General features: G+C 56.7%; 21 protein-coding genes. 10 read left to right on the forward strand and 11 right to left on the reverse strand.

Annotated features, from left to right (window positions below):
• Nucleotides 1-18: 18 nt before the first annotated feature.
• Entirely contained in the window at nucleotides 19-648 is a 630-nt protein-coding gene (locus C1Y42_RS02250; protein WP_021508426.1) for a flavin reductase family protein, read from the reverse strand.
• A 179-nt stretch (nucleotides 649-827) separates the two neighbouring features.
• Between C1Y42_RS02250 and rlmF the strand changes: the two genes are divergently transcribed.
• Complete coding sequence (gene rlmF, locus C1Y42_RS02255; protein ID WP_104092743.1) at nucleotides 828-1,754, forward strand: 23S rRNA (adenine(1618)-N(6))-methyltransferase RlmF; 927 nt, start codon at nucleotides 828-830, stop codon at nucleotides 1,752-1,754.
• Between the two features lie 66 nt (nucleotides 1,755-1,820).
• Here rlmF and glnQ read toward each other — a convergent pair whose 3' ends face one another.
• The 5 genes from glnQ to rhtA all read right to left on the reverse strand — a co-directional run bounded on the left by glnQ (nucleotide 1,821) and on the right by rhtA (nucleotide 6,050).
• Nucleotides 1,821-2,543 (reverse strand): glutamine ABC transporter ATP-binding protein GlnQ, encoded by a 723-nt coding sequence (gene glnQ, locus C1Y42_RS02260; RefSeq protein ID WP_021508424.1) that lies wholly within the window; start codon nucleotides 2,541-2,543, stop codon nucleotides 1,821-1,823.
• On the reverse strand, nucleotides 2,540-3,199 hold the full coding sequence (glnP, locus tag C1Y42_RS02265; protein WP_021508423.1) for a glutamine ABC transporter permease GlnP: 660 nt from the start codon (nucleotides 3,197-3,199) through the stop codon (nucleotides 2,540-2,542). Before glnP ends, glnQ begins: the two co-directional genes overlap by 4 nt.
• Before the next feature lie 86 nt (nucleotides 3,200-3,285).
• Nucleotides 3,286-4,032, reverse strand: a complete 747-nt coding sequence (gene glnH / locus C1Y42_RS02270; RefSeq protein ID WP_021508422.1) for a glutamine ABC transporter substrate-binding protein GlnH — start codon at nucleotides 4,030-4,032, stop codon at nucleotides 3,286-3,288.
• Between the two features lie 311 nt (nucleotides 4,033-4,343).
• A complete protein-coding gene (dps, locus tag C1Y42_RS02275) occupies nucleotides 4,344-4,847 on the reverse strand; it encodes a DNA starvation/stationary phase protection protein Dps (RefSeq protein WP_021508421.1) in 504 nt (167 codons plus the stop codon).
• A 294-nt stretch (nucleotides 4,848-5,141) separates the two neighbouring features.
• Nucleotides 5,142-6,050 carry a threonine/homoserine exporter RhtA gene (gene rhtA, locus C1Y42_RS02280; protein ID WP_104092744.1) on the reverse strand — a complete coding sequence of 303 codons (909 nt, stop codon included), beginning with the start codon at nucleotides 6,048-6,050 and terminating at the stop codon, nucleotides 5,142-5,144.
• Nucleotides 6,051-6,553: 503 nt separating this feature from the next.
• Here rhtA and ompX point away from each other — a divergent pair.
• Nucleotides 6,554-7,066: an outer membrane protein OmpX gene (ompX, locus tag C1Y42_RS02285; RefSeq protein ID WP_031279869.1), complete on the forward strand. Its 513-nt coding sequence runs from the start codon at nucleotides 6,554-6,556 to the stop codon at nucleotides 7,064-7,066.
• Between the two features lie 146 nt (nucleotides 7,067-7,212).
• Here the strand turns inward: ompX and C1Y42_RS02290 are convergent, their stop codons facing one another.
• The gene (locus C1Y42_RS02290) at nucleotides 7,213-7,407 is read right to left on the reverse strand and encodes a hypothetical protein (RefSeq protein ID WP_021508417.1); all 195 of its coding nucleotides are present in this window, start codon (nucleotides 7,405-7,407) and stop codon (nucleotides 7,213-7,215) included.
• A 264-nt stretch (nucleotides 7,408-7,671) separates the two neighbouring features.
• On the opposite strand from C1Y42_RS02290, the gene mntR reads away from it, so the two are divergent.
• The 8 genes from mntR to C1Y42_RS02330 all read left to right on the forward strand — a co-directional run bounded on the left by mntR (nucleotide 7,672) and on the right by C1Y42_RS02330 (nucleotide 18,071).
• On the forward strand, nucleotides 7,672-8,130 hold the full coding sequence (gene mntR, locus C1Y42_RS02295; RefSeq protein WP_021508415.1) for a manganese-binding transcriptional regulator MntR: 459 nt from the start codon (nucleotides 7,672-7,674) through the stop codon (nucleotides 8,128-8,130).
• Nucleotides 8,131-8,151: 21 nt separating this feature from the next.
• Nucleotides 8,152-9,261 carry an SLC13 family permease gene (locus tag C1Y42_RS02300; RefSeq protein ID WP_058757804.1) on the forward strand — a complete coding sequence of 370 codons (1,110 nt, stop codon included), beginning with the start codon at nucleotides 8,152-8,154 and terminating at the stop codon, nucleotides 9,259-9,261.
• A gap of 182 nt (nucleotides 9,262-9,443) precedes the next feature.
• A complete protein-coding gene (locus C1Y42_RS02305; protein ID WP_058775340.1) occupies nucleotides 9,444-10,571 on the forward strand; it encodes an HlyD family secretion protein in 1,128 nt (375 codons plus the stop codon).
• Nucleotides 10,568-12,136, forward strand: a complete 1,569-nt coding sequence (locus C1Y42_RS02310; protein ID WP_058757803.1) for a DHA2 family efflux MFS transporter permease subunit — start codon at nucleotides 10,568-10,570, stop codon at nucleotides 12,134-12,136. The genes C1Y42_RS02305 and C1Y42_RS02310 overlap by 4 nt, the downstream gene beginning before the upstream one ends.
• Nucleotide 12,137: 1 nt before the next feature.
• Complete coding sequence (locus C1Y42_RS02315) at nucleotides 12,138-13,667, forward strand: efflux transporter outer membrane subunit (protein ID WP_021508411.1); 1,530 nt, start codon at nucleotides 12,138-12,140, stop codon at nucleotides 13,665-13,667.
• A gap of 243 nt (nucleotides 13,668-13,910) precedes the next feature.
• Nucleotides 13,911-15,389: a sugar porter family MFS transporter gene (locus C1Y42_RS02320; protein WP_058757802.1), complete on the forward strand. Its 1,479-nt coding sequence runs from the start codon at nucleotides 13,911-13,913 to the stop codon at nucleotides 15,387-15,389.
• A 429-nt stretch (nucleotides 15,390-15,818) separates the two neighbouring features.
• Nucleotides 15,819-16,220, forward strand: coding sequence for an H-NS family nucleoid-associated regulatory protein (locus C1Y42_RS02325; RefSeq protein WP_021508409.1), 402 nt, complete (start codon nucleotides 15,819-15,821; stop codon nucleotides 16,218-16,220).
• Nucleotides 16,221-16,478: 258 nt separating this feature from the next.
• Nucleotides 16,479-18,071, forward strand: a complete 1,593-nt coding sequence (locus C1Y42_RS02330; RefSeq protein WP_031279866.1) for an ABC-F family ATPase — start codon at nucleotides 16,479-16,481, stop codon at nucleotides 18,069-18,071.
• Between the two features lie 100 nt (nucleotides 18,072-18,171).
• On the opposite strand, the gene moeB is transcribed toward C1Y42_RS02330, so the two are convergent.
• From moeB to C1Y42_RS02350, 4 genes are all read right to left on the reverse strand, one after another.
• Nucleotides 18,172-18,933 (reverse strand): molybdopterin-synthase adenylyltransferase MoeB, encoded by a 762-nt coding sequence (gene moeB, locus C1Y42_RS02335; RefSeq protein WP_104092745.1) that lies wholly within the window; start codon nucleotides 18,931-18,933, stop codon nucleotides 18,172-18,174.
• Entirely contained in the window at nucleotides 18,933-20,168 is a 1,236-nt protein-coding gene (moeA, locus tag C1Y42_RS02340) for a molybdopterin molybdotransferase MoeA (RefSeq protein WP_304597597.1), read from the reverse strand. The genes moeB and moeA overlap by 1 nt, the downstream gene beginning before the upstream one ends.
• Before the next feature lie 169 nt (nucleotides 20,169-20,337).
• Nucleotides 20,338-20,643 carry a contact-dependent growth inhibition system immunity protein gene (locus C1Y42_RS02345; RefSeq protein ID WP_021508405.1) on the reverse strand — a complete coding sequence of 102 codons (306 nt, stop codon included), beginning with the start codon at nucleotides 20,641-20,643 and terminating at the stop codon, nucleotides 20,338-20,340.
• Nucleotides 20,643-21,476: an RNase A-like domain-containing protein gene (locus tag C1Y42_RS02350; RefSeq protein ID WP_021508404.1), complete on the reverse strand. Its 834-nt coding sequence runs from the start codon at nucleotides 21,474-21,476 to the stop codon at nucleotides 20,643-20,645. Before C1Y42_RS02350 ends, C1Y42_RS02345 begins: the two co-directional genes overlap by 1 nt.
• Nucleotides 21,477-21,614: the final 138 nt, after the last annotated feature.

Raw genomic sequence — 21,614 nt, forward strand, 5'->3', positions numbered from 1 at the left:
CGCCGCCAGTGTCCTGATTTAACCGCGGCGCGCGTCCGGGCGCACCAGATCAAAACGCTGATCTTCGCTGATCGCGTAATAGGCGGAAGGACCGCCGGCGCGCAGAATCGGCTGCGCTTTGGCGGTCTGATAGATGCCGTTCTCCAGCAGCGCTTCATCGATGTGAATCGCCACCGCTTCGCCCAGTACCAGCCAGCTCTCCAGCTCGCCTCCCTGTGCATCCTGCAGGCGAATCAGCTGCGTCAGGCGACACTCAAAGTTGACCGGGCTTTCTGCCACCATGCTGACGTTAACGTGGGAAGCGGCCAGCGGCGTCAGGCCGGCGAGGGCAAACTCGTCGTGATCGGGCGGTACTGAGGCGGAGCTCTCATTCATGGCTTCTGCCAGCGGACGCGTCGCCAGGTTCCAGACGAACTCGCCGGTTTCACTGATATTCTGCACGCTGTCTTTCCAGCCGCTGCTGGCAAAACCAATGATTGGCGGATGGTAGTTAAAACAGTTAAAGAAACTATAGGGCGCCAGATTGCGCTGGCCGCTGGCGCTTTGCGAGCTGACCCAGCCAATCGGGCGCGGGCCGACGATGGCGTTGAGCGGATCGTGAGGCAGACCGTGTCCACTGCGTGGCTGATAAGTGTAACGTTGACGCATTTGCGCTCCTGATTCGTCCTGGATACTGCGTGTTCCGGCGGTGCTGGCGGCTGGACGCAGTATTGCGGATTCAGTTTTAGGGAGAATAGATTTAAATTCGTTGCACTAAATTTTCCTGGCGGATTGTGCGCTGCCGTCATCCAGCGTATCTTACGCGCGCATTAATGTCCGGAGAATCTATGAACAAGCCTGCCGCTACCGCGCTCTTTCATCCGCGTAACCGCCATCAGGGCCGTTATGATTTTGCTGCCCTGACTGCCGCGCATCCGCCGCTGGCGGACAAAGTGCGCCCCAACGGTTACGGTGAGCTGTCGGTTGATTTCGCCGATCCGCACGCGGTGCTGCTGCTGAACCAGGCGCTGCTGAAACTGTTTTATAACCTGAACTGGCAGCTGCCGGAAGGCTATCTGACGCCGTCGGTACCGGGCCGCGCTGACTATATCCATGCGCTGGCGGATCTGCTGGCCAGCGATAACGGTGGCGTGCTGCCGCGCGATCTCGACGTGATGGATATTGGCTGCGGCGCCAACTGCATCTATCCGCTGATCGGTCACGCGGAGTATGGCTGGCGCTTTACCGGCACCGACATCAGCGCGGACGCCGTTAACGCCGCCAGTCAGATTGTGGCCAGCAATCCAGGCCTGCAGCGCGCCATTCGCCTGCGCCGTCAGAAGCAGGAGAGCGCGATTTTTGCTGGCGTGGTGCACAAGAATGAACGTTATCACGCGGTACTGTGTAATCCGCCGTTTCATGCCTCGGCGGCCGATGCGGCGGCCGGCAGCCAGCGTAAAGTGCGCAATCTCGGCCTCGGCAAGCAGGCACCGCTGAACTTTGGCGGTCAGCATAACGAGCTGTGGTGCGACGGCGGTGAGCGTGCGTTTATCGGCCGGATGATCGATGAAAGCGTCGCATTAGGCGATCGCATCGTCTGGTTTACCTCGCTGGTGTCGCGCAAAGAGCATCTGCCCGAGCTGCGCGATCGGCTGAAGGCGCAGGACGCTTATCAGGTACGCATCGTCGACATGGCGCAGGGCCAGAAGCAGAGCCGCTTTATCGCCTGGACATTTTTACCGCCCGCCACGCGCGCGCAGCGGCTGGCACGCTAAGCGCTGCTCAGGTAAAAAAAAAGCCGCTACGGGGATCCGCAGCGGCTTTGTTGTTTTTACGCCGTATTAAGAGACGTGCTGCAGGAACTCACGCAGACGGTCGCTCGGCGGGTTAGTGATCAGATCGTCCGGATTGCCATCTTCCGCGATGGTACCTTTGTCGATAAAGATCAGGCGCGACGCTACTTTCTGTGCGAAGCCCACTTCATGGGTCACGATCACCATGGTCATGCCTTCTTCCGCCAGATCCTGCATCACTTTCAGCACTTCGTGACGCAGCTCGGGATCGAGTGCCGAGGTTGGCTCATCGAACAGCATCATCTTCGGCTTCACCGCCAGCGCACGGGCAATCGCCACGCGCTGCTGCTGGCCGCCGGACAGCTCAGAAGGGAAGTGGTGCGCACGCTCGGCGAGGCCGACCTTGCCCAGCAGCTCACGCGCCAGTTTGTGTGCGGCGTCTTTCTTCGCACCGCGCACGCGGATCGGACCAAAGGCCACGTTGTCCAGCGCGCTCATCTGCGGGAACAGATGGAACTGCTGGAACACCATACCAGCTTCCTGACGGATCAGGCGTTCATCCACTTTCGGATCGTTAACTTTCATGCCATCGACAATCAGTTCGCCGCTGCTGATCTCTTCCAGCTTGTTGATGCAGCGCAGCAGGGTAGATTTACCGGAGCCAGACGGCCCGATGATCACCACCACTTCACCCTGATTAATTTTCAGGTTGATGTCGTGCAGTACCTGAGTCTGGCCGAAATTTTTCGAGACGTTTTTAAATTCAATCACAGGATTTTCACCCTTTTCTCAATACGGCGCAGCACAAAGCTCAACACCAGCGTAATAACCAGGTAAATGATGGCAACGGCACTCCAGATCTCCAGCGCGCGGAAGTTACCGGCGATGATCTCCTGGCCCTGACGGGTCAGTTCCGCCACGCCAATCACGATGAACAGCGAGGTGTCTTTGATGCTGACGATCCACTGGTTACCCAGCGGCGGCAGCATGCGGCGCAGCGCCAGCGGCATGATCACGTAGCGCAGCGTTTCGCGGCGCGACAGGCCAAGCGCCAGGCCGGCTTCACGGAAACCTTTGTTGATCGACAGCACCGCACCGCGGGTGATCTCCGCAATATAAGCACCTGAGTTGATCATGATGGTCACGACGGCGGCGGTGAATGGGTCGATGCGCAGGTCCGGGAAGGCCATCGGCAGGGCGAAGTAGATGAACATCACCTGCACCACGATCGGCGTGCCGCGAATCAGTTCAATGAACACTAACGCGATGTTGTTGGTGATCCAGCCGCCATAGGCGCGGGCGAAACCGGCTACGAGGCCGATAACCAGGCCGCCAATCAGGCCGAGGATCGAGATAAGCAGGGTCATTTTGGCGCCTTCGATCAGGATCGGTAAGGCGGGCCAGATGACGCTCCAGTCAAACTCCATGGTGTGACTCCAGAATCTGTTGCAGTGGAAATGTAAAAAGCAGGGAGAACAAAGCCCCCTGCTGATAAAAAGGCGTCAGGCCTGAATTATTTAGGTTCGCTGCCGAACCATTTTTTATAGATAGTGTTGTAGGTACCGTTGTCGTGCAGGGTTTTCAGCGCGCCATTCACTTTCTCACGCAGGTCGTCGCTGCCTTTCGGGAAAGCGATGCCATACTGTTGCGCTTCGATGGAGTCACCGACGGCTTTGAAACGGCCTTTGCCAGCGGTGTGGATGAAGTACAGGATGTTTGGCGTGTCGTGCAGCACGGCGTCAGCACGGTTAGTACCTAACTCCATGTACGCGTTATCGATGTTCGGGAACTGGCGCAGGTCTTTAGTTTTGATATGCGCTTTGGCGTAATCCACCGAACCGGTGCCGCTTTTCACTGCGACCACTTTACCGTTCAGATCGTCGATGCCTTTGATGTCGTTTTCGTTGTTACGCACCATCACCAGCAGGCCGCTTTTGTAGTAGCCGTCAGAGAATTCGATGGCTTTTTTACGTTCTTCGGTAATGGTGATGCCGGCCAGTGCCAGGTCAACGTTTTTGGTTTGCAGCGCCGGAATGATGCCGCTGAAATCCATCGGCTTCAGGGTGTAATCCAGCTTCAGCTGTTTAGCGATAGCGTCCCACAGGTCGATATCAAAGCCGACGTACTTGTCGCCCTGTTTAAATTCAAACGGAACGAAGGCGGTGTCGGTAGCGACCACCAGTTTTTTGTCTGCTGCAGTGGAGGAAAGCGAGAAGGCCAGCGCCAGCGCGGCCACGGAGACTTTAATCAACGACTTCATCATTTTTTTCCTTATTACCCGTCAGGCCTGGTGGCCTGATGTACGGCTCATCATATGAAAAAATTATGCCAACTTTTCTCAAACGCGGAAATCAACAGATTGCCGGGGCAGGCTGACACGATTCTGCACGCCGGGAAAAGTTTGCACCAGAATGAATCACCAAAATGGTGCATTGTGCTGTGGTGGTGCAGGCACAGTGTGCATCAGAGTGATAATAAGGGAAAGAAAGGATTAAGGAATTGTTAACGGCGTCAAAAAAGCCGGGCGGGTAGCAGGCATAAAAAAGGCGGGATAACCCGCCTGTTTGAGCATTACTCGATATTTGATTCGATAAACCACAGGAACTTATCAAGGTCACGCGATGCGGCAGTAAAGATATCGGCCGTATCTTCGTCTTTCACTTCACTGATGGCTTTACGCGTATCGTTAGCCACGACGGCATAACGGTCAGCCAGCGCTTTCAGGTGATCCTGTACGCTGTGAATATTCAGCGGATAGCTTTTCAGCGGTGACTTGTCGTTAACCACCTGCGTGGTGCCCAGCGCAACGCCGCCCAGCTGTACCACACGTTCTGCAATGGTGTCCTGGTGATCGGTAATCGCGGTACGGAAGCCATCCAGCATTTCATGTACGCCAATGAAGTTCGCGCCACGCATGTTCCAGTGCGCCTGCTTGGTGATCAGCGACAGGTCAATAAATTCCACGACCAGACGGTTGAGCACCTCGATGGTAGCTTTCTTCTCGCTATCAGCCACGTCATTGCGGGTATAAATCAGATCGGAAGATTTTGTTTTAACCAGTTTTGCGGTACTCATCATTAATGTCCTCTTATTGATGGTTGTCCTAATCAAGCACGGGAATAAGTATAGCAGCAGTTTTTCACTCTGCAGGATTGATTAAATCAATGACAGGAATAGCTAAAGCTTAATGTTAAGGTGTGAAAATAACGATTTTATTAAAATTAATTAAAATCAGTGGCTTAGGGTGTATGTTAATTATTCTTCTATCATGTTGCAAAATAATAACAGCTTACCGTGCGGCTATTTAAGAAATGATAATGAGAATGTGTCTATATACAGCCGGTTAAATAACCGGCTGACCTGTACGGCTTATTGCGGCGTGTTGATATCCACTTCATTTATTTGTGCCGCTTTCTGTTTCATGGTGAGCGTCGAGCCGGCAGACGCGGCGATAATCGCCAGCAGCGCCAGCCATTGCTGTAGCGTCAGCAGCTCGCCGAGGAACAGCATGCCGGAGAGCGCCGCCATCGCCGGTTCCAGACTCATCAGCGTGCCGAAAATGCGCGCCGGCAGACGCGTCAGCGCCATCATTTCCAGCGAGTACGGAATGGCGCTGGAGAGCAGGGCGATGAGCAACGCCAGCGGCAGAATTTCCCACTGCCAGATACCGGGCGCGGCAAAGGTCAGACCGAGCGGCACAAAAATCACTGAGGCGATCAGTGAGCCCATTGCCACCGTGGCCGGGCCGTGTTCGGCGCCTGCCCGCTGGCCCGCCAGAATATACACCGCCCAGCAGGCGCCGGCACCCACGGCCAGCAGCGCGCCGGTGGGATCGATATGGCTCAGGCCATGACCAATCGGCAGCAGGAACCACAGGCCGGTGACCGCCAGCAGCACCCAGAGAAAATCCAGCGGACGGCGTGCGCCAGCCAGCGCCAGCGTCAGCGGGCCGAGAAACTCCAGCCCCACCGCCACGCCCAGCGGCACGGTGCGGATCGAGAGATAGAACAGGTAATTCATGCAGCCCAGCGCCAGTCCATACATCAGCAGCGGTTTGCGCTGCTTTGCACTGAAGCGCAGGCGCCAGGGTTTGAAAATCGCGCACAGGATGAGCGTGCCCAGTCCCAGACGCAGCGCGGTAATGCCAGGCGCACCGACGGTGGGAAACAGCGATTTCGCCAGCGATGCGCCGCCTTGCAGCGACAGCATGGCGATCAATAATACGGCAACCGGCAGCACTACCGGCGCCAGTTTGGGGTGGGAAAGAGGTGCAGACATCCTGTGATCAATTCCTGTGATGATGAATAACCAGGCAACGGGCAGCCAGTGTAAAGCAATCGGCGGGAAATAAGGAGGCGGCTGAGGCAATGATGCAGGGTTTCTGTCACCGCTTTATCATCGGGCGCGGCCGCCTCGCATCATCTGGCGTCAGTGATGCCTCATTCACACCGCTTTTCGGGCGAAATTTCCGGCGAATAAAGCGCGACGGCGGAAAAAATGTACCAGCGACTGGCTGAAAAAACACCGTTTTCAGGGCCATTTCCGTAAAGAAATGTCAGGTTAGTTTAGGAATTTACTTAAACCGATAATTTTCTGTGCGCAGGATTATTGCAGAAAGATGATGCTTTTTATAAGAAAAATGAATGACATAGGAAAGTTCATTAACTTTCTGTTACACCAAACAATCTGTTAGACAACAAAATGCGGGCAGAGTTTCTTGCTAAGTTTTGTTATATTTTTAGCGTTGTCAGGAGAGAAGTATATTCACATTTGAGGTGGTTATGAAAAAAATTGCATGTCTTTCAGCACTGGCTTGTGTACTGGCAGTTTCCGCTGGTTCCGCCATGGCACAGAGCACCGTTTCTGCCGGCTACGCGCAGAGCGACTATCAGGGCGTTGCTAACAAAGCTAACGGCTTCAACCTGAAATACCGCTACGAAGACGGTTCTAACCCACTGGGTTGGATCGGTTCTTTCACCTACACCGAAAAAGATCGCACTGAAGATGGCGTGTACAACAAAGGTCAGTACTACGGCATCACCGGTGGTCCGGCTTACCGTCTGAACGACTGGGCCAGCATCTACGGCGTAGTAGGTATCGGCTACGGCAAATACCAGCAGAACCAGACTGCCGGTCAGTCTAAAACCGACAGCAGCGACGTAGGCTTCTCTTACGGCGCAGGTATGCAGTTCAACCCAATCCAGAACGTTGCTCTGGACGTGGGCTACGAGCAGAGCCGCATCCGTAACGTCGACGTGGGCACCTGGATTGCTGGCGTAGGTTACAGCTTCTAAGTTTTTGCTTAGACCAGAGTTGCACAGAAACGGCCCTTTGCGGGCCGTTTTTTTATGCCAGAAAACACTGCCGTGAAGGGCGTTTTTCGCAGGAAAAATAAAACCCGCTGCAGGCAGCGGGTCAGTCTGGAAAGCCCTGAGGAAACTCAGCCGCGCCAGATTAGATTCGGGCAGGGCTGCGCGGCGATTTTTTTGCCGGTCAGTTTCTCAAGCAGCATCAGGCGCAGGGCAAAAGGCGAGCGGCTAAACAGACACAACAGCGACTTCAGCTCAAAAGCCGGTTTGCTTTGTACGGTCTGGAAGCATTTGCCGCAGTCGAGGCAGCTTTTCATCGTGCTCATCTTTACCTCCTGGAAAACGGGTAACCCAACAGTAAGCACAGCCCTGCAATAAACAGCAGGAAAAGGAGCAGCAACAGCCAGGGTTCGTTCATCGTTGCCTCCTTTGTAGGCTATTCGCTTACAACATGTACAAAGATAGCACTGGCTATACTCTTTAGCCAACACTATTCAGGAAAAATTTGTGCTTATTTGTGCCTGGTTTACAATGAGCGCAGCCAGCCCGCACCGCAGGTAAAGTGCGGCAGATAATAAAGAGGAAGCTGAATGAGTCGTCGTGCGAAAAGCGCCACCCACATGCCCCAGGGGCCGCTGAAAGATATTGAGGAGCATGTCGAAGGATTTCGCCAGGTACGCGAAGCGCATCGCCGTGAGCTGATTGATGATTACGTTGAGTTAATCTCTGATTTAATTCGTGAATTTGGCGAGGCGCGCCAGGTCGACATGGCGGCACGCCTGGGCGTTTCGCAGCCGACCGTGGCCAAAATGCTGAAGCGTCTCAGTACCACCGGTCTGGTTGAGCAGGTGCCGTATCGCGGCGTGTTCCTCACCCCGGAAGGCGAGAAGCTGGCTGAAGCCAGCCGCGTGCGCCATCACATCGTTGAAACCTTTCTGCTGGCGCTGGGCGTCAGCCCGGAAACCGCCCGCCGGGATTCCGAAGGGCTCGAGCATCACGTCAGTGATGAAACCCTCGCCGTGTTCCAGAAATTTTACGAGAATCGCTAACCTACAAGGCCTTCTGCCATCATGCCCATCGTGCTTCGTTCCTTAATGCGTGACCGCGTTTTGCATTTACTGTTGCTGTTGGGCGTGATTCTGTTGCCGCTGGCGGATTACCGCTGGCCGCAGCTGCCCGCCGCCGTTGACTGGCACACCATCATGACGCTCACCGGTTTGCTGATGCTGACAAAAGGGCTGGAAAACAGCGGCTATTTTGATGTGCTCGGCGCGCGGCTGGCGCAGGGCTTCCAGCACGAACGCACGCTGGCGCTGTTTATGGTGTGTGCGGCGGCGCTGCTCTCGACCTTCCTGACCAATGATGTGGCGCTGTTTATCCTGGTGCCGCTCACGCTGACGCTGCGCAAGTTCTCGCGCCTGCCCATCTCACGGCTGATCATCTTTGAAGCGCTGGCGGTCAATGCCGGCTCGTTGCTGACGCCGGTCGGCAACCCGCAAAATATCCTGCTGTGGAGCCACGGCACGCTCAGCGTGGCCGGTTTTATCGGTCAGATGGCGCCGCTGGCGGCGATGCTGATGCTGACGCTGGTGGTGCTGACGTGGTTTAGCTTCCCGGCGCGCAGCATTGAGAAGCATGATGCACCGGGCAATCAGCAGTGGCAGAAACCGCTGTTTATCGTCAGCGTCCTGCTGTACGTGGTGTTTATCGTCGCGCTGGAGCTGAAACTCACCGGCTGGGCACTGCTGCTGGTAGCGGGCTGTTTTCTGCTGATGGCGCGACAGGTGCTGGCGACCATCGACTGGAGCCTGCTGCTGGTGTTCGTGGCGATGTTCATTGATGTCTTTTTACTGATGCACCTGCCAGTTCTGCAGCCGCATTTTGCCGCCATCGGTCAGCTGGGCGAGGGCGGTATCTATCTGCTGGCGATTGGCCTGTCACAGGTGATCAGCAACGTACCGGCCACCATTCTGCTGTTACAAAAAGTCCCGCCTTCCGAAGTGCTGGCCTGGGCGGTGAATATCGGCGGCTTTGGTCTGCTGCCGGGATCGCTGGCCAACCTGATTGCGCTGCGCATGGCACAGGACGCCAAAGTGTGGTGGCGTTTCCATCTGTTTTCCCTGCCGATGCTTGCCTGGTCGATGCTGTGCGGCTGGCTGTTGTTACAGCTGCTGCGTTAACCCTGACCAACCTGTCCGCCTTAGCAAGACGCGCTGATTTATCAGCGCGTTAAGTGATGTGGCAGAAAATGCGTCGGATGTTAGCTTATGTAAAGTTACACTGGCATTTGTCAATTTCCCATCTAAGGTTAAGTTGACCGTTTCGCCCGGGGATCGGGATTACCAGCCAGTGATGACAAATTATGAGTGAAAACCACAATCCGCCATCCGCCGATGCGCAAAAAGACAACAACACGTCAGATTCCAGTCAGGATAACGAGCAATCACCCCGTAAACGCCCCGGCAAAAAGCCGCTGATCATTCTGGCGATTGTGGTGGTGATTATGCTGCTGGTGGGATTCTGGTTCTGGTTTAGCACGCGCAACATTGAAACCACCGACGATGCGTTCACCGAAGGCGATGCCGTGACCATCGCGCCCAAAGCGTCGGGCTACGTGGTGCAGCTGCTGGTAAAAGATAACCAGCGGGTGAAGAAGGGCGATCTGCTGGTGCTGATCGACCCGCGTGATAACGCCGCACAGCGCGATCAGGCCAAAGCACAGCTCGGTCTGGCGCAGGCGCAGTTGCATCAGGCGCAGGCGCAGCTGGCGCTGGCGCGGGTGCAATATCCGGCGCAGCGCGATCAGGCGCTGGCCGACCAGGCACGGGCGCAGGCCAATTTACTCAATGCGCAGGCGGATTACCGTCGTCAGCGCGGGGTTGACCCGCGCGCGACCTCGCAGCGCAATATTGATACCGCCGCCGCGCAGTTACGCTCGGCTGAAGCGCAGCTGCAAAGCGCCAAAGCGCAGGTCGAAGTGGCTTCGCAGGTGCAGTTGCAGATTCGTCAGCAGGAAACCAATGTCGAAGCGCGGCAGCAGCAGGTCGAGCAAGCCCGGGCTCAGCTCAACACTGCCGAGCTTAACCTCTCTTACACCGAAGTCCGCGCGCCGTATGACGGTTTCGTCACCAAACGCAACGTGCAGCCCGGTACGCTGGTGCAGGCCGGCAGCGCGCTGTTTTCGCTGGTATCGCCGGATATCTGGATCACCGCCAACTTCAAAGAGTCGCAGCTGGCGCGCATGAATCCGGGCGATAAAGTGGAGATTGGCGTTGATGCCTGGCCGGACATGAAGCTGGAAGGGCACGTCGATAGCGTGCAGATGGGCTCCGGCTCGCGCTTCTCTACCTTCCCGGCCGAGAACGCCACCGGTAACTACGTGAAGATTGTGCAACGCGTGCCGGTGAAAATTGTGATTGATAAAGGGCTCGACCCGAATCATCCGCTGCCGCTTGGCCTGTCGGTTGAACCGAAGGTGACGGTGGAATGAGTGCGAGCGAAAGCTGGCGTCCGGCCAGCAATCCCTGGCTGGTTGCCATCACGGTAACGCTGGCGGTGTTCATGGAAATTCTGGATACCACCATCGTTAACGTCGCGCTGCCGCACATCGCCGGGTCGCTGTCATCCAGCTACGATGAATCCACCTGGGTACTGACCTCCTATCTGGTTGCCAACGGCATTGTGTTGCCGATCTCGGCCTTTTTCAGCCGCCTGTTTGGGCGCAAGCAGTTCTTCCTGATCTGCATCGTGATGTTTACCATCTGCTCCTTCCTGTGCGGCATTGCCACCGAGCTGTGGCAAATCATTCTTTTCCGCGTACTGCAGGGCTTCTTCGGCGGCGGGCTGCAACCGGTGCAGCAGTCGGTGCTGCTGGATTACTTCAAGCCGGAAGACCGCGGCAAGGCTTTTGGCCTGTCATCGATTGCCATTATTGTCGCGCCGGTCATTGGCCCGACGCTCGGTGGCTGGATCACCGATAACTACAGCTGGCGCTGGGTGTTCTTTATCAATATTCCGGTGGGGATCCTCACGGTGCTGGCGATCTATCAGCTGCTGGAAGATCCGCCGTGGGAGCGCAAGTGGGCGAAGGGCCGGCTGAAAATCGACTATATCGGTATCAGCCTGATTACCCTGGGGCTCGGCTGTTTGCAGGTGTTTCTCGATCGCGGTGAAGACGAAGACTGGTTCGCTTCACACTTCATTCGCCTGTTTGCCATGCTGGCGGCCGTCGGCATCGTCGGTGCGGTTTACTGGCTGCTGTATGCGCGCAAGCCGGTAGTGGATATCACGGTGATGAAGGACCGCAACTTCTGGGTGGCCGGTCTGCTGATGGCGGGCATGGCGATGATTCTTTATGGCAGCTCGGTGGTGTTACCGCAGCTGGCGCAGCAGGATCTCGGTTATACCGCCACCTGGTCCGGGCTGGTGCTGTCGCCCGGCGCGGTCCTGATCGTGCTCACCATCCCGCTGGTGCTGAAGCTGATGCCGATTGTGCAGACGCGCTACATCATCGCCTTTGGCTTTACCTGTCTGGCGCTGGCCTTCTTCTATTCCAGCACCCTGACGCCCAACGTGGATTTCACCACGTTGGTGCTGATGCGCAGCGCGCAGTCGATTGGCCTCGGCTTCCTGTTTGTGCCGCTCACCACCATTGCCTTTATCACCGTGCCGCAGCGCCTGAATGCGGATGCCTCCGCGCTGTTCACCATGTTCCGTAACGTGGCCGGTTCGATCGGCATCTCGCTGGCCACAGCTGGCATCACCGAACGTGAACAGGTGCGATCGGCCCACATGGTGCACAACATGTCGCCGCTCAATGAGCAGTTCAACCTCACGCTGCAGCACTGGGCGCAGGCGATTCGTGACTTTACCAGCGCGGTGGGCGATCCGCTGACGCTGGCCAGCGGTCAGCTCTATCAGGAGATGATTGCCCAGGCGCGTATTCTGGCTTACATCGACGTGTTCATGGGCCTGAGTATTGTCGCCGTGCTATTGATTCCTTTTTGTTGGTTGCTTTCGCCGATCAAGAGCGAAGGCAGTGCAGGAGCACATTAACATGATCACCTCTTCGCGCGTTACGCCGTCGCTGACGCTGCTGGCGCTGTCCATGCTGCTGGCGGGTTGTGCCGTCGGGCCCGATTATCAGCCGCCGCAGGCGCACACGCCCGGTAGCTACCGTGATTTGCCCTCTCAGGAAGCTTCAAAACCGCTGGCGTCCGCGACCAATCCTTCGTGGTGGAAAAGCTTTAACGACCCGCAGCTCGATAGCCTGATTGAGCGCGCCATCGCTGGCAACCTGACGCTGCAACAGTCGGTGCTGCGCATCGCCGGTGCGCGCGAACAGCTGGCGCAGGCGCGTGGCGGGCTGTTCCCGTCGCTTAACGGCTCGGCCAAAGTGACGCGTCAGCAGCTCGGCCTGAAAGGCATGCTGAAATCCAACGGGGTGTACGATCAGGTGGATGATGACGTGGCGGATCAGCTCAACGGTCTGACCCATTCGGTCACGCTGTATCAGGGCAGCTTTGACGCCAGCTGGGAACTGGATTTATGGGGCAAAGTACGACGCCAGATGGAGATGGCGGACGCGCAGCAGCAGGCGGCGATCGAGCAGCGTAACGATGCGCTGGTGTCGCTGGAAGCTGAGGTCGCGCGCGCGTATCTGCAGCTGCGCGGCGCGCAGGCGGTGCTGGCGACGCTGCAACAGCAGATTAACGTGGCGCAGCAAACCTGGGAGCTGACGCAAAGTCAGCAGCGTAACGGTCTGGCGCCGCTCACCGACGTTGAGAATGCCCGTGCGCAGCTGGCCTCCCTTAACGCGCAGCTGCCGCAGTATCAGGCCCAGGAACGTCAGGCGATGAACGGGCTGGCAGTGCTGCTGGGCAAAACGCCGGGCGCGCTGGATAACGAACTGATGAGCAGCAAAGCGCTGCCGGCGTTGCCGAAGCTGGTGGCGGTGGGCATTCCATCGACGCTGGCGCGCCGTCGTCCGGACATCCGCCAGGCTGAAGCGAATCTGCATGCACAGACCGCCAATATCGGCGTATCAGTCGCGAACCTGTTCCCCAGCCTGTCGCTCACCGGGCAGCTGGGGGTGCGCAACACCGATGCCAGCTACCTTGACGACTGGAGCAGCCACTTCTTCAGCGTCGGCCCGGCGCTGTCGATCCCGATTTTTCAGGGCGGACGTCTGGTTTCCAGCGTGAAACTGGCGCGCGCGCAGCAGGCGAGCGCGGCGCTCGATTATCGCCAGACGGTACTGACGGCGCTGCAGGATGTGGAAAATGCGCTGGTCAGCTACCGCGCCGATCAGCAACAGGTCACCGCGCTGGATGAGACCACTGGCGCACTGCAGCGCGCCTTTGACCTCGCCAGTGACAGTTACAAACAGGGCATCTCCACCTTCCTTGAGGTGCTGGATGCTCAGCGTCAGCTGGCACAGTCGCAGGCGCAATCGACGCAGGCGCGCATGCAAAGCGCGCTGGACCTGGTAGCGCTGTATAAAGCGCTGGGCGGCGGCTGGGAGCCGTATCAGCAGGTGACGCTGCCGGACTATGACGTCTTTGGTCCGGCCACCGCAGTCAATTAATCTGCCATCGCTGACCGCATCCACTGCGTGCGGTCAGCGCCTTCCGTGAAATAAATATTCTCCCTTCTGTTTGTTGTGCAAAATTTGCACTGCCTTCTCTGCGCCCTGAATCAGGTTGTGTGATCATTATCTCAATTAAAGGCAAAGAGAATGACCCGTGGCGCAAAATTTAAATTTCATATTTATTTATTGTGGTGGAAATAATCTATTTTAAGGCTTCTTATCTCAGGAAAGGAGTTGGTTATGTCCCGCGAAACCTGGATGACGCCTAATCCGGCATCAGGGCCAAACAGCAGCACGCGCACCGAGCCTTTTGTGAAAGTCATTGCGCTGATTGCCACCCTCGGTGGTTTGCTGTTTGGCTACGACACCGGCGTGATCTCTGGCGCACTGTTATTCATGGGCGACGATCTGCATCTCACCCCATTTACCACCGGGCTGGTGACCAGCAGTCTGCTGTTCGGCGCGGCGTTTGGCGCACTGGCTTCCGGTCACTTTGCCGCCGCGGTCGGGCGGAGAAAAATTATTCTGGTACTGGCGATTATTTTTGCGCTCGGCGCGCTGGGTACCGCACTGGCACCCGATGTCAGCTGGATGATTTTCTTCCGCCTGGTCCTTGGCGTGGCCGTGGGCGGTGCGTCCGCCACCGTACCGGTGTATATCGCCGAAATGGCACCGGCCAACAAACGGGGTCAGCTGGTGACCATGCAGGAGCTGATGATCGTTTCCGGCCAGATGCTGGCCTATATGTCGAACGCCGGCTTCAACGCGGCCTGGGGGGGCGACACGACCTGGCGCTGGATGCTGGCGGTCGCCACGCTACCGGCGGTGCTGCTGTGGTTCGGGATGATGTTTATGCCGGACACGCCGCGCTGGTATGCCATGAAAGGCCGTCTCGCTGAGGCGCGCAAGGTTCTGGAACGCACCCGCGCGCGCGAAGACGTTGAGTGGGAGATGATGGAGATCGAAGAGACGCTGTCGGACGAGCAACAGCAGCGTCCGCGTCTGCGGGAACTGCGCCAGCCATGGCTGATCAAACTGTTCCTGATCGGTATCGGTATTGCCGCCATCCAGCAACTGACCGGCGTGAATACCATCATGTACTACGCGCCGACCATGCTGAAAGCGGTGGGGATGAGCAATGACGCTGCGCTGTTTGCCACCATTGCCAATGGCGCGGTATCGGTATTAATGACCTTTGTGGGGATCTGGCTGCTGGGGCGCATCGGTCGCCGCACCATGACGATGATAGGTCAGTTTGGTTGTACCGCCTGTCTGGTGTTTATTGGCACCGTCAGTTACCTGATGCCGGAAACAGTTAACGGTCAGCCGGATATCTTGCGCAGTTATATGGTGCTGCTGGGTATGCTGATGTTTCTGAGTTTCCAGCAGGGCGCGTTATCGCCGGTCACCTGGCTGCTGCTGTCAGAAATTTTCCCCACAAGGTTACGCGGTATTTTTATGGGCGGCGCGGTATTTGCGTTGTGGATCGCCAATTTTCTTATTTCTCTGCTGTTCCCGGTTCTGCTGGCGTCGGTTGGCTTATCCGGCGCGTTCTTTATTTTCGCGCTGATTGGCATAGGCGGCGCGATTTTTGTTATTCGCTGGGTACCGGAAACACGCCATCGTTCGCTGGAGCAGATTGAACATTATTTGCACGACCGGCTGTCTGATGCACCGGCGCCCCAGCTATTGCGACCGGCAGTGAAGAAAAGCGGATAACCACAGACATACGATTTTTGCATGATGGCCGGTGAACAACCGGCCTTTTTTTATTTATTTAATGGCAAAATGAGATATTGCTCGCATCTGTGACGCTAATGCCATCCGCGTTAAAAACGGATTTTACTTACACTATTAATGTTTTTTTACCTTTATGCTGACTACTGCCTCAGCGCACAATAAGCGCTAAACGCTTGTTTCCTACGCGTGAATAAGCAATGAAATCGATTCCAGTTCCAGCCGGTGGTACTGAACCGCTGATGTTAATTCACCGTTAATTCACGCCGCACATTGGGTTTAAACGCGCCTGCCAGGAATATGCTGATCCATTCGGATTAATCCGGTCTGCAAAATTAATTTATTTTTTTATTTGAATTGGGTAATCTTGCCACTACAGTTTATTTAACCCCCTTAAGCAAGGACATTGTGATGAGTGACGCATTTAAAGTTCTGAACAACATTCGCACATTACGTGCACAGGCTCGTGAACTGCCACTGAGCGATCTGGAAGAAATTCTGGAAAAATTAACCGTCGTGGTAACTGAGCGCCGCGACGAAGTTGAAGCGGAAGAAGCGCAGAACCGCGAAAAAGAAGAGAAGCTGTCTAAATACCGTGAAATGCTGCTGGCAGACGGTATCGACCCGAACGAATTACTGGGTGCACTGGAAACCGGTAAAAAACGCGCCAAGCGTGCGCCGCGTCCGGCGAAATATTCTTACACCGACGAAAACGGTGAAGAGAAATCATGGACCGGTCAGGGCCGTACCCCAGCTGCGATTAAAAAAGCGCTGGATGCAGGTAAAAGCCTCGACAGCTTCCTGATCAAATAATCTGCACAATCCTTGTAAGCGGGAGCCGGAGGCGTCAGCGTCTCCGGCTTTTTTATTGGCCTCGCTCCGGGCACGGGCGGCGGTTCACTTCCCGCGCCGTGGATAACCTGTCCGGCACGGTCGCAATTATTTTACCTCTGGCAACAAGGTGTTCTCCGCCTTGCCTCTGCGTATCCGGGTGCAGAGGTGGCTCATCCAGGCCGCTTCTGGCATAATGCCCGCTGTTTTTTCCTCCACTGCGTAACAAAGGTCAATGCCGTGTTAGTTTCCAGCAATATCACTATGCAGTTCGGCAGTAAGCCACTGTTTGAGAATATCTCCGTTAAATTTGGCGGCGGTAATCGTTACGGTTTAATCGGTGCGAACGGCAGCGGTAAATCGACCTTCATGAAAATACTGGGCGGCGACCTGGTTCCGACTAACGGAAATGTTTCCCTCGACCCTAATGAGCGCATCGGTAAGCTTCGCCAGGATCAGTTTGCTTTCGAGCAATATAGCGTGCTGGATACCGTGATTATGGGTCACCAGGAATTGTGGGCGGTGAAGCAGGAGCGCGATCGCATATATGCATTGCCGGAAATGAGCGAAGAGGAGGGCTATAAAGTCGCCGACCTTGAGGTCGCCTACGGTGAAATGGACGGTTACAGTGCCGAATCACGCGCCGGAGAATTATTACTCGGCGTGGGCATTCCGGTGGAGCAGCATTACGGTCCGATGAGTGAAATTGCCCCTGGCTGGAAATTGCGTGTGCTGCTGGCGCAGGCATTATTTGCTAACCCGGATATTTTGTTACTCGACGAACCGACCAACAACCTGGATATTGACACCATTCGCTGGCTGGAGCAGGTGCTTAACGAACGTGACAGTACCATGATCATCATTTCGCATGACCGTCACTTCCTGAATATGGTGTGTACGCACATGGCGGATCTGGATTACGGTGAGCTGCGCGTTTATCCCGGCAATTATGACGAATATATGACGGCGGCGACCCAGGCGCGCGAGCGTTTATTAGCGGATAACGCCAAGAAGAAAGCACAAATTGCCGATCTGCAATCCTTCGTTAGCCGCTTTAGCGCCAACGCCTCAAAATCGCGTCAGGCCACTTCGCGCGCGAAGCAGATTGATAAAATCAAACTGGATGAGGTAAAAGCCTCCAGCCGTCAGAACCCGTATATTCGTTTCGAGCAGGATAAAAAGCTGTTCCGTAATGCGCTGGAAGTGGAAGCGCTGACCAAAGGATTTGATAACGGTCCGCTGTTTAAAAATCTTAACCTGCTGCTGGAAGTGGGTGAGAAACTGGCCATCCTCGGCGCCAACGGTATTGGTAAATCCACGCTGCTGAAAACACTGGTTGGCGAACTGCAGCCGGATAGCGGCACGGTGAAATGGTCGGAGAATGCGCGCATTGGTTACTACGCGCAGGATCACGCCGAAGATTTTGCTGACGACCTGAGCGTGTTCGACTGGATGAGCCAGTGGAAGCAGGAAGGCGACGACGAGCAGGCGGTGCGCAGTATTCTTGGTCGTCTGCTGTTCAGCCACGACGACATCAAGAAGCCAGCAAAAGTGCTGTCCGGTGGTGAGAAGGGCCGCATGCTGTTTGGCAAGCTGATGATGCAGAAGCCAAACATCCTGGTGATGGACGAACCGACCAACCACCTGGATATGGAGTCGATCGAGTCACTGAACATGGCGCTGGAGATGTACGAAGGCACGCTGATTTTCGTCTCGCACGACCGTGAGTTCGTCAGCTCGCTGGCGACGCGCGTCATCGAGATGAAAGGCGATCGCATCGTTGACTTCACCGGCAACTACGAAGATTACCTGCGCAGCCAGGGCATCGTCTAACGGCGTAGCCGTTTAGCAGCCGCCCTCATCAGCGGCGCAACTTATCGCCTGATAAATTGCGCCGCTCAGCAATACCTGACGCTTATGTCACGCCCTGACGTTATTCCTCACGCTGGCCACACACTTCACACTGCGCATCCTGCGCCACTTTCAGGCTGCGAAACTCGGCGCTCATCGCATCGTACATCAGCAGTCGCGCGCTGGCCGGCTGGCCAAAGGCGCTCAGCACCTTCAGCGTTTCCATCGCCTGCATCGCACCTACCACGCCGACAAGCGGAGCCATTACGCCGGCTTCGACACAGCTCAGCGTCTGCTCGCCGAACAGGCGGCTGATGCAGCGATAGCAGGGCTCGCCGGGCTGCCAGGTAAACACGCTGAGCTGACCTTCCATACGGATGGCGGCGCCGGAGATCAGCGGCACCCGATGCTGAAAACATCCGCGGTTCACCTGTTCGCGCGTGGTGACATTGTCGCTGCAGTCCAGCACCGCATCGTGACGCGCAATCAGTTCGCCGAGCGCGGCTTCATCCAGCTGCGCATCGATCGGCTCCAGCGCGCAGTGCGGATTGAGCGCCGCCAGCTGCTGACGGGCCGAGGCGACTTTTGCCATGCCGATGCGCTCATCGCTGTGCAGAATCTGGCGTTGCAGATTACTCAGGCTGACGCGATCGAAATCCAGCAGCGTCAGATGGCCTACGCCGGCGGCGGCAAGATAGGGCGCGGCGGCACAGCCCAGTCCGCCCAGGCCAACGATAAGCACCCGTGAGGCTTTTAGCCGTTCCTGGCCGTCGAAATCGAAGCCGCGCAGCACAATCTGCCGGTTGTAGCGCAGCATCTCTTCATCGCTCAGCTCTGTGTGCATTAGCCCTCCAGCAGGCTGTTGAAGGCCTCGACATCAACCCATTCGCCCGGCTCAACGTCACCACGATCGCGCTCCAGCACAATAAAGCAGTCGGCCAGCGCAAAGGAACTGAACACGTGCGAGCCCTGCGCACCGGTGCTGCGCACTTCCAGTACACCATCATCGCCGCGACTGAGGATGCCGCGCTGAAAATCGAGCCGGCCCGGTGCTTTCTTCAGACGCTGCGTTGCGCGCGCGCGCTGGCGCAGCGGCATGATGCGCGTGGTCTGGCCGGTCAGCGTGGCCAGCAGCGGCTGCACCAGCTGATAGAAGGTCACGGCCGCCGACACCGGATTGCCCGGCAGCCCGCAGAACCAGCTGTTGGCCAGACGGCCAAAGGCAAACGGCTTGCCGGGCTTGATCGCCAGTTTCCAGAAGGTAATCGCACCCAGCTCTTCGAGCATCGCTTTGGTGAAATCCGCCTCGCCCACTGACACGCCGCCGGTGCTGATCACCACATCGGCCTGGCGATCGGCTTCGCTGAAGGCCTGGCGCAGCTTCGCAGGATCGTCAGCGATCACGCCGAGGTCGATCACCTCGCAGCCAAGTTTGCGCAGCATCAGCGCCACGGTGAAGCGGTTGGTGTCATAAATCTGGCCTTCAGCCAGCGGCTGGCCCACCGCCTGCAGTTCGTCACCGGTGGAGAAAATGGCCACGCGCAGCTTACGCAGCACGCTGACCTCCGCAATACCCAGCGACGCCAGCAGCGGCAGCTCCGCGGCACCGAGCCGCACGCCGGCATCCAGTACCTGCTTACCGGCCTGAATATCTTCCCCGATGCGGCGAATATTTTGCCCGGCACGCACTGGCGCGGTGATGACAATGCCGCCGTCACGCGATTCGGTTTGCTCCTGCATCACCACGGCGTCGCAGCCGGCAGGAATCGGTGCGCCGGTCATGATGCGAATCACGCTGCCGGCTGGCCACTCGCCATTAAACGGGGCGCCGGCAAATGCTTTGCCCGCTACCGGCAACACGCGGTCAGCGGACAGGTCGCTCAGGCGCAGCGCGTAGCCGTCCATCGCGGAGTTATCGAATGGCGGCACGTCCAGCGGCGAAATCACCGGCTTCGCGGTAATGCGCCCGGCGGCATCGGCCAGTGCGACGCTCAGGCAATCGCTAATCGGTTGCAGCTGCTGCAGCATTTTCTGCTGCGCGTCTTCAAGGGAAATCAGTCCGGCGGTAAAAGGTTCCATGTCCATCTCTGTCGGGTTAAAGGCGAATGCTGCCTATTATGGTGGCTGTTGTCGGCTGAGTCACATGCGAGATCAAAGGGAATGGAAATTAGTGCGCGGTGACGAATCCGCCGACGAACATGCTTTGTTCAGACTGAAAGTGATAGTCATGTTAACAACCGTGCTGACGTTATGATGTGAGTGCGGCAGATACTTTCTTATGCACCAGTGACAGAAACGCGCCCGCAGTGGTATCCCAGTTGGCCGGAACAAACTCTCTTTTATAGCGGTCGCGGAAATCAGATTCGACGTCATCGCACTCTGCCAGAAACAGCTCGATGTCTGCCAGCATGGCGTGCAGGTTTCCTTTATGCGCTTCTCTGATATACGCCTCGATTTTGGGCTCGATCTCATCGCCCGGTTCAAACAGGTCATAATCCTGCCCAAACCAGATGCCAATAAAATTATCCAGTTCACTGATACTGATACGGTCCATCATAACTCCGGGAAAGCGGTAATGATAAAGTAAGGTTTGCCGTTGTAGGGCTTAAAATCCAGTATGACGCGAACGGCGTAGCAGGTTTCAACCTCTTCACGCCCTTTACTCACGACTATACCAACCGGATGTGAAAAACGCCGACTCAGGCGCATACGGGCTTGCAAGCCTGGAGGGATATTTTTCACCCACATTTGAATTTGATGCTTATTATCTGCCAGCACCTTACTGATCAGTGCTTCCGCCTCGCTCAGAGACTTAAAGCTACTGGCCTCATCGAGACGAGGCCGGTTACGAAGCCTCTCCCGCAGCTCATCCGGCGTTTTGCCGATATGTCGCTCAATCGTGTGCCCACCGGGTGCTCGCCCTGAAAGCGACTCATGCTCGGCGATTTTGACCCGCCCGGCACGCACCGCGATGACGCGCTCTGCTCCGGCTGCAAAGGCAAATGCCATCGGAATGGCGATATCTACCGTCAGGCCGACATTCATGGCGGTCTGACGGTCAGCGCCGAGCGATTCTGCGAGTGCCACGGCCGAATTAAACGTGTCGGTAGCGACCTGTCTGCCAGTCCATACCTGGCGCAGGCTGGCCTGAAGCGTGTCGAGACTGTGAGTGCCGACAAAGACGCAGCCAGCTTTGGTCAGCATGGTGGGCTCAGGCACGACGCACAGTGCGCCAGCACCAAAAAGCTCAATCACTCCGCCAGCGAGCCCGAGCCCTCCGAAAATGCGGTTGCTGGTCGTTTCACCCTCGCTGACGCTGCGATCTGAAAGGACGGCTGCCAGCTGCACCGGGGAGAGTGCAATCCTTAGCCCTTTTTCATCTTCCACTGAATATTCCTTTTCATGAATGGGCCTTTAACTTACCCGATTTTTAACCGGCACTGAAGCCACACAAAAAGTAAGGGCGAAGAGGTTGTTCACTGCCTTGCCGGTGCCAGACGTAAGCGCGCCAGCCATAATATTAAA

This window comes from Pantoea sp. ICBG 985, assembly GCF_002928365.1.
GTDB lineage: Bacteria > Pseudomonadota > Gammaproteobacteria > Enterobacterales > Enterobacteriaceae > Pantoea > Pantoea dispersa.

Excerpts from the sequence above, each read along its gene's own strand:
- C1Y42_RS02320 (WP_058757802.1), top strand. The coding sequence starts at position 13,911 with ATGTCCCGCGAAACCTGGATGACGCCTAATCCGGCATCAGGGCCAAAC.
- C1Y42_RS02345 (WP_021508405.1), bottom strand. The coding sequence starts at position 20,643 with ATGGACCGTATCAGTATCAGTGAACTGGATAATTTTATTGGCATCTGG.
- moeB (WP_104092745.1), bottom strand. The coding sequence starts at position 18,933 with ATGCACACAGAGCTGAGCGATGAAGAGATGCTGCGCTACAACCGGCAG.
- C1Y42_RS02315 (WP_021508411.1), top strand. The coding sequence starts at position 12,138 with ATGATCACCTCTTCGCGCGTTACGCCGTCGCTGACGCTGCTGGCGCTG.
- C1Y42_RS02310 (WP_058757803.1), top strand. The coding sequence starts at position 10,568 with ATGAGTGCGAGCGAAAGCTGGCGTCCGGCCAGCAATCCCTGGCTGGTT.
- rlmF (WP_104092743.1), top strand. The coding sequence starts at position 828 with ATGAACAAGCCTGCCGCTACCGCGCTCTTTCATCCGCGTAACCGCCAT.
- mntR (WP_021508415.1), top strand. The coding sequence starts at position 7,672 with ATGAGTCGTCGTGCGAAAAGCGCCACCCACATGCCCCAGGGGCCGCTG.
- C1Y42_RS02250 (WP_021508426.1), bottom strand. The coding sequence starts at position 648 with ATGCGTCAACGTTACACTTATCAGCCACGCAGTGGACACGGTCTGCCT.
- C1Y42_RS02305 (WP_058775340.1), top strand. The coding sequence starts at position 9,444 with ATGAGTGAAAACCACAATCCGCCATCCGCCGATGCGCAAAAAGACAAC.
- ompX (WP_031279869.1), top strand. The coding sequence starts at position 6,554 with ATGAAAAAAATTGCATGTCTTTCAGCACTGGCTTGTGTACTGGCAGTT.
- dps (WP_021508421.1), bottom strand. The coding sequence starts at position 4,847 with ATGAGTACCGCAAAACTGGTTAAAACAAAATCTTCCGATCTGATTTAT.
- C1Y42_RS02290 (WP_021508417.1), bottom strand. The coding sequence starts at position 7,407 with ATGAGCACGATGAAAAGCTGCCTCGACTGCGGCAAATGCTTCCAGACC.
- rhtA (WP_104092744.1), bottom strand. The coding sequence starts at position 6,050 with ATGTCTGCACCTCTTTCCCACCCCAAACTGGCGCCGGTAGTGCTGCCG.
- C1Y42_RS02300 (WP_058757804.1), top strand. The coding sequence starts at position 8,152 with ATGCCCATCGTGCTTCGTTCCTTAATGCGTGACCGCGTTTTGCATTTA.
- glnP (WP_021508423.1), bottom strand. The coding sequence starts at position 3,199 with ATGGAGTTTGACTGGAGCGTCATCTGGCCCGCCTTACCGATCCTGATC.
- moeA (WP_304597597.1), bottom strand. The coding sequence starts at position 20,168 with ATGGAACCTTTTACCGCCGGACTGATTTCCCTTGAAGACGCGCAGCAG.
- glnH (WP_021508422.1), bottom strand. The coding sequence starts at position 4,032 with ATGAAGTCGTTGATTAAAGTCTCCGTGGCCGCGCTGGCGCTGGCCTTC.
- C1Y42_RS02325 (WP_021508409.1), top strand. The coding sequence starts at position 15,819 with ATGAGTGACGCATTTAAAGTTCTGAACAACATTCGCACATTACGTGCA.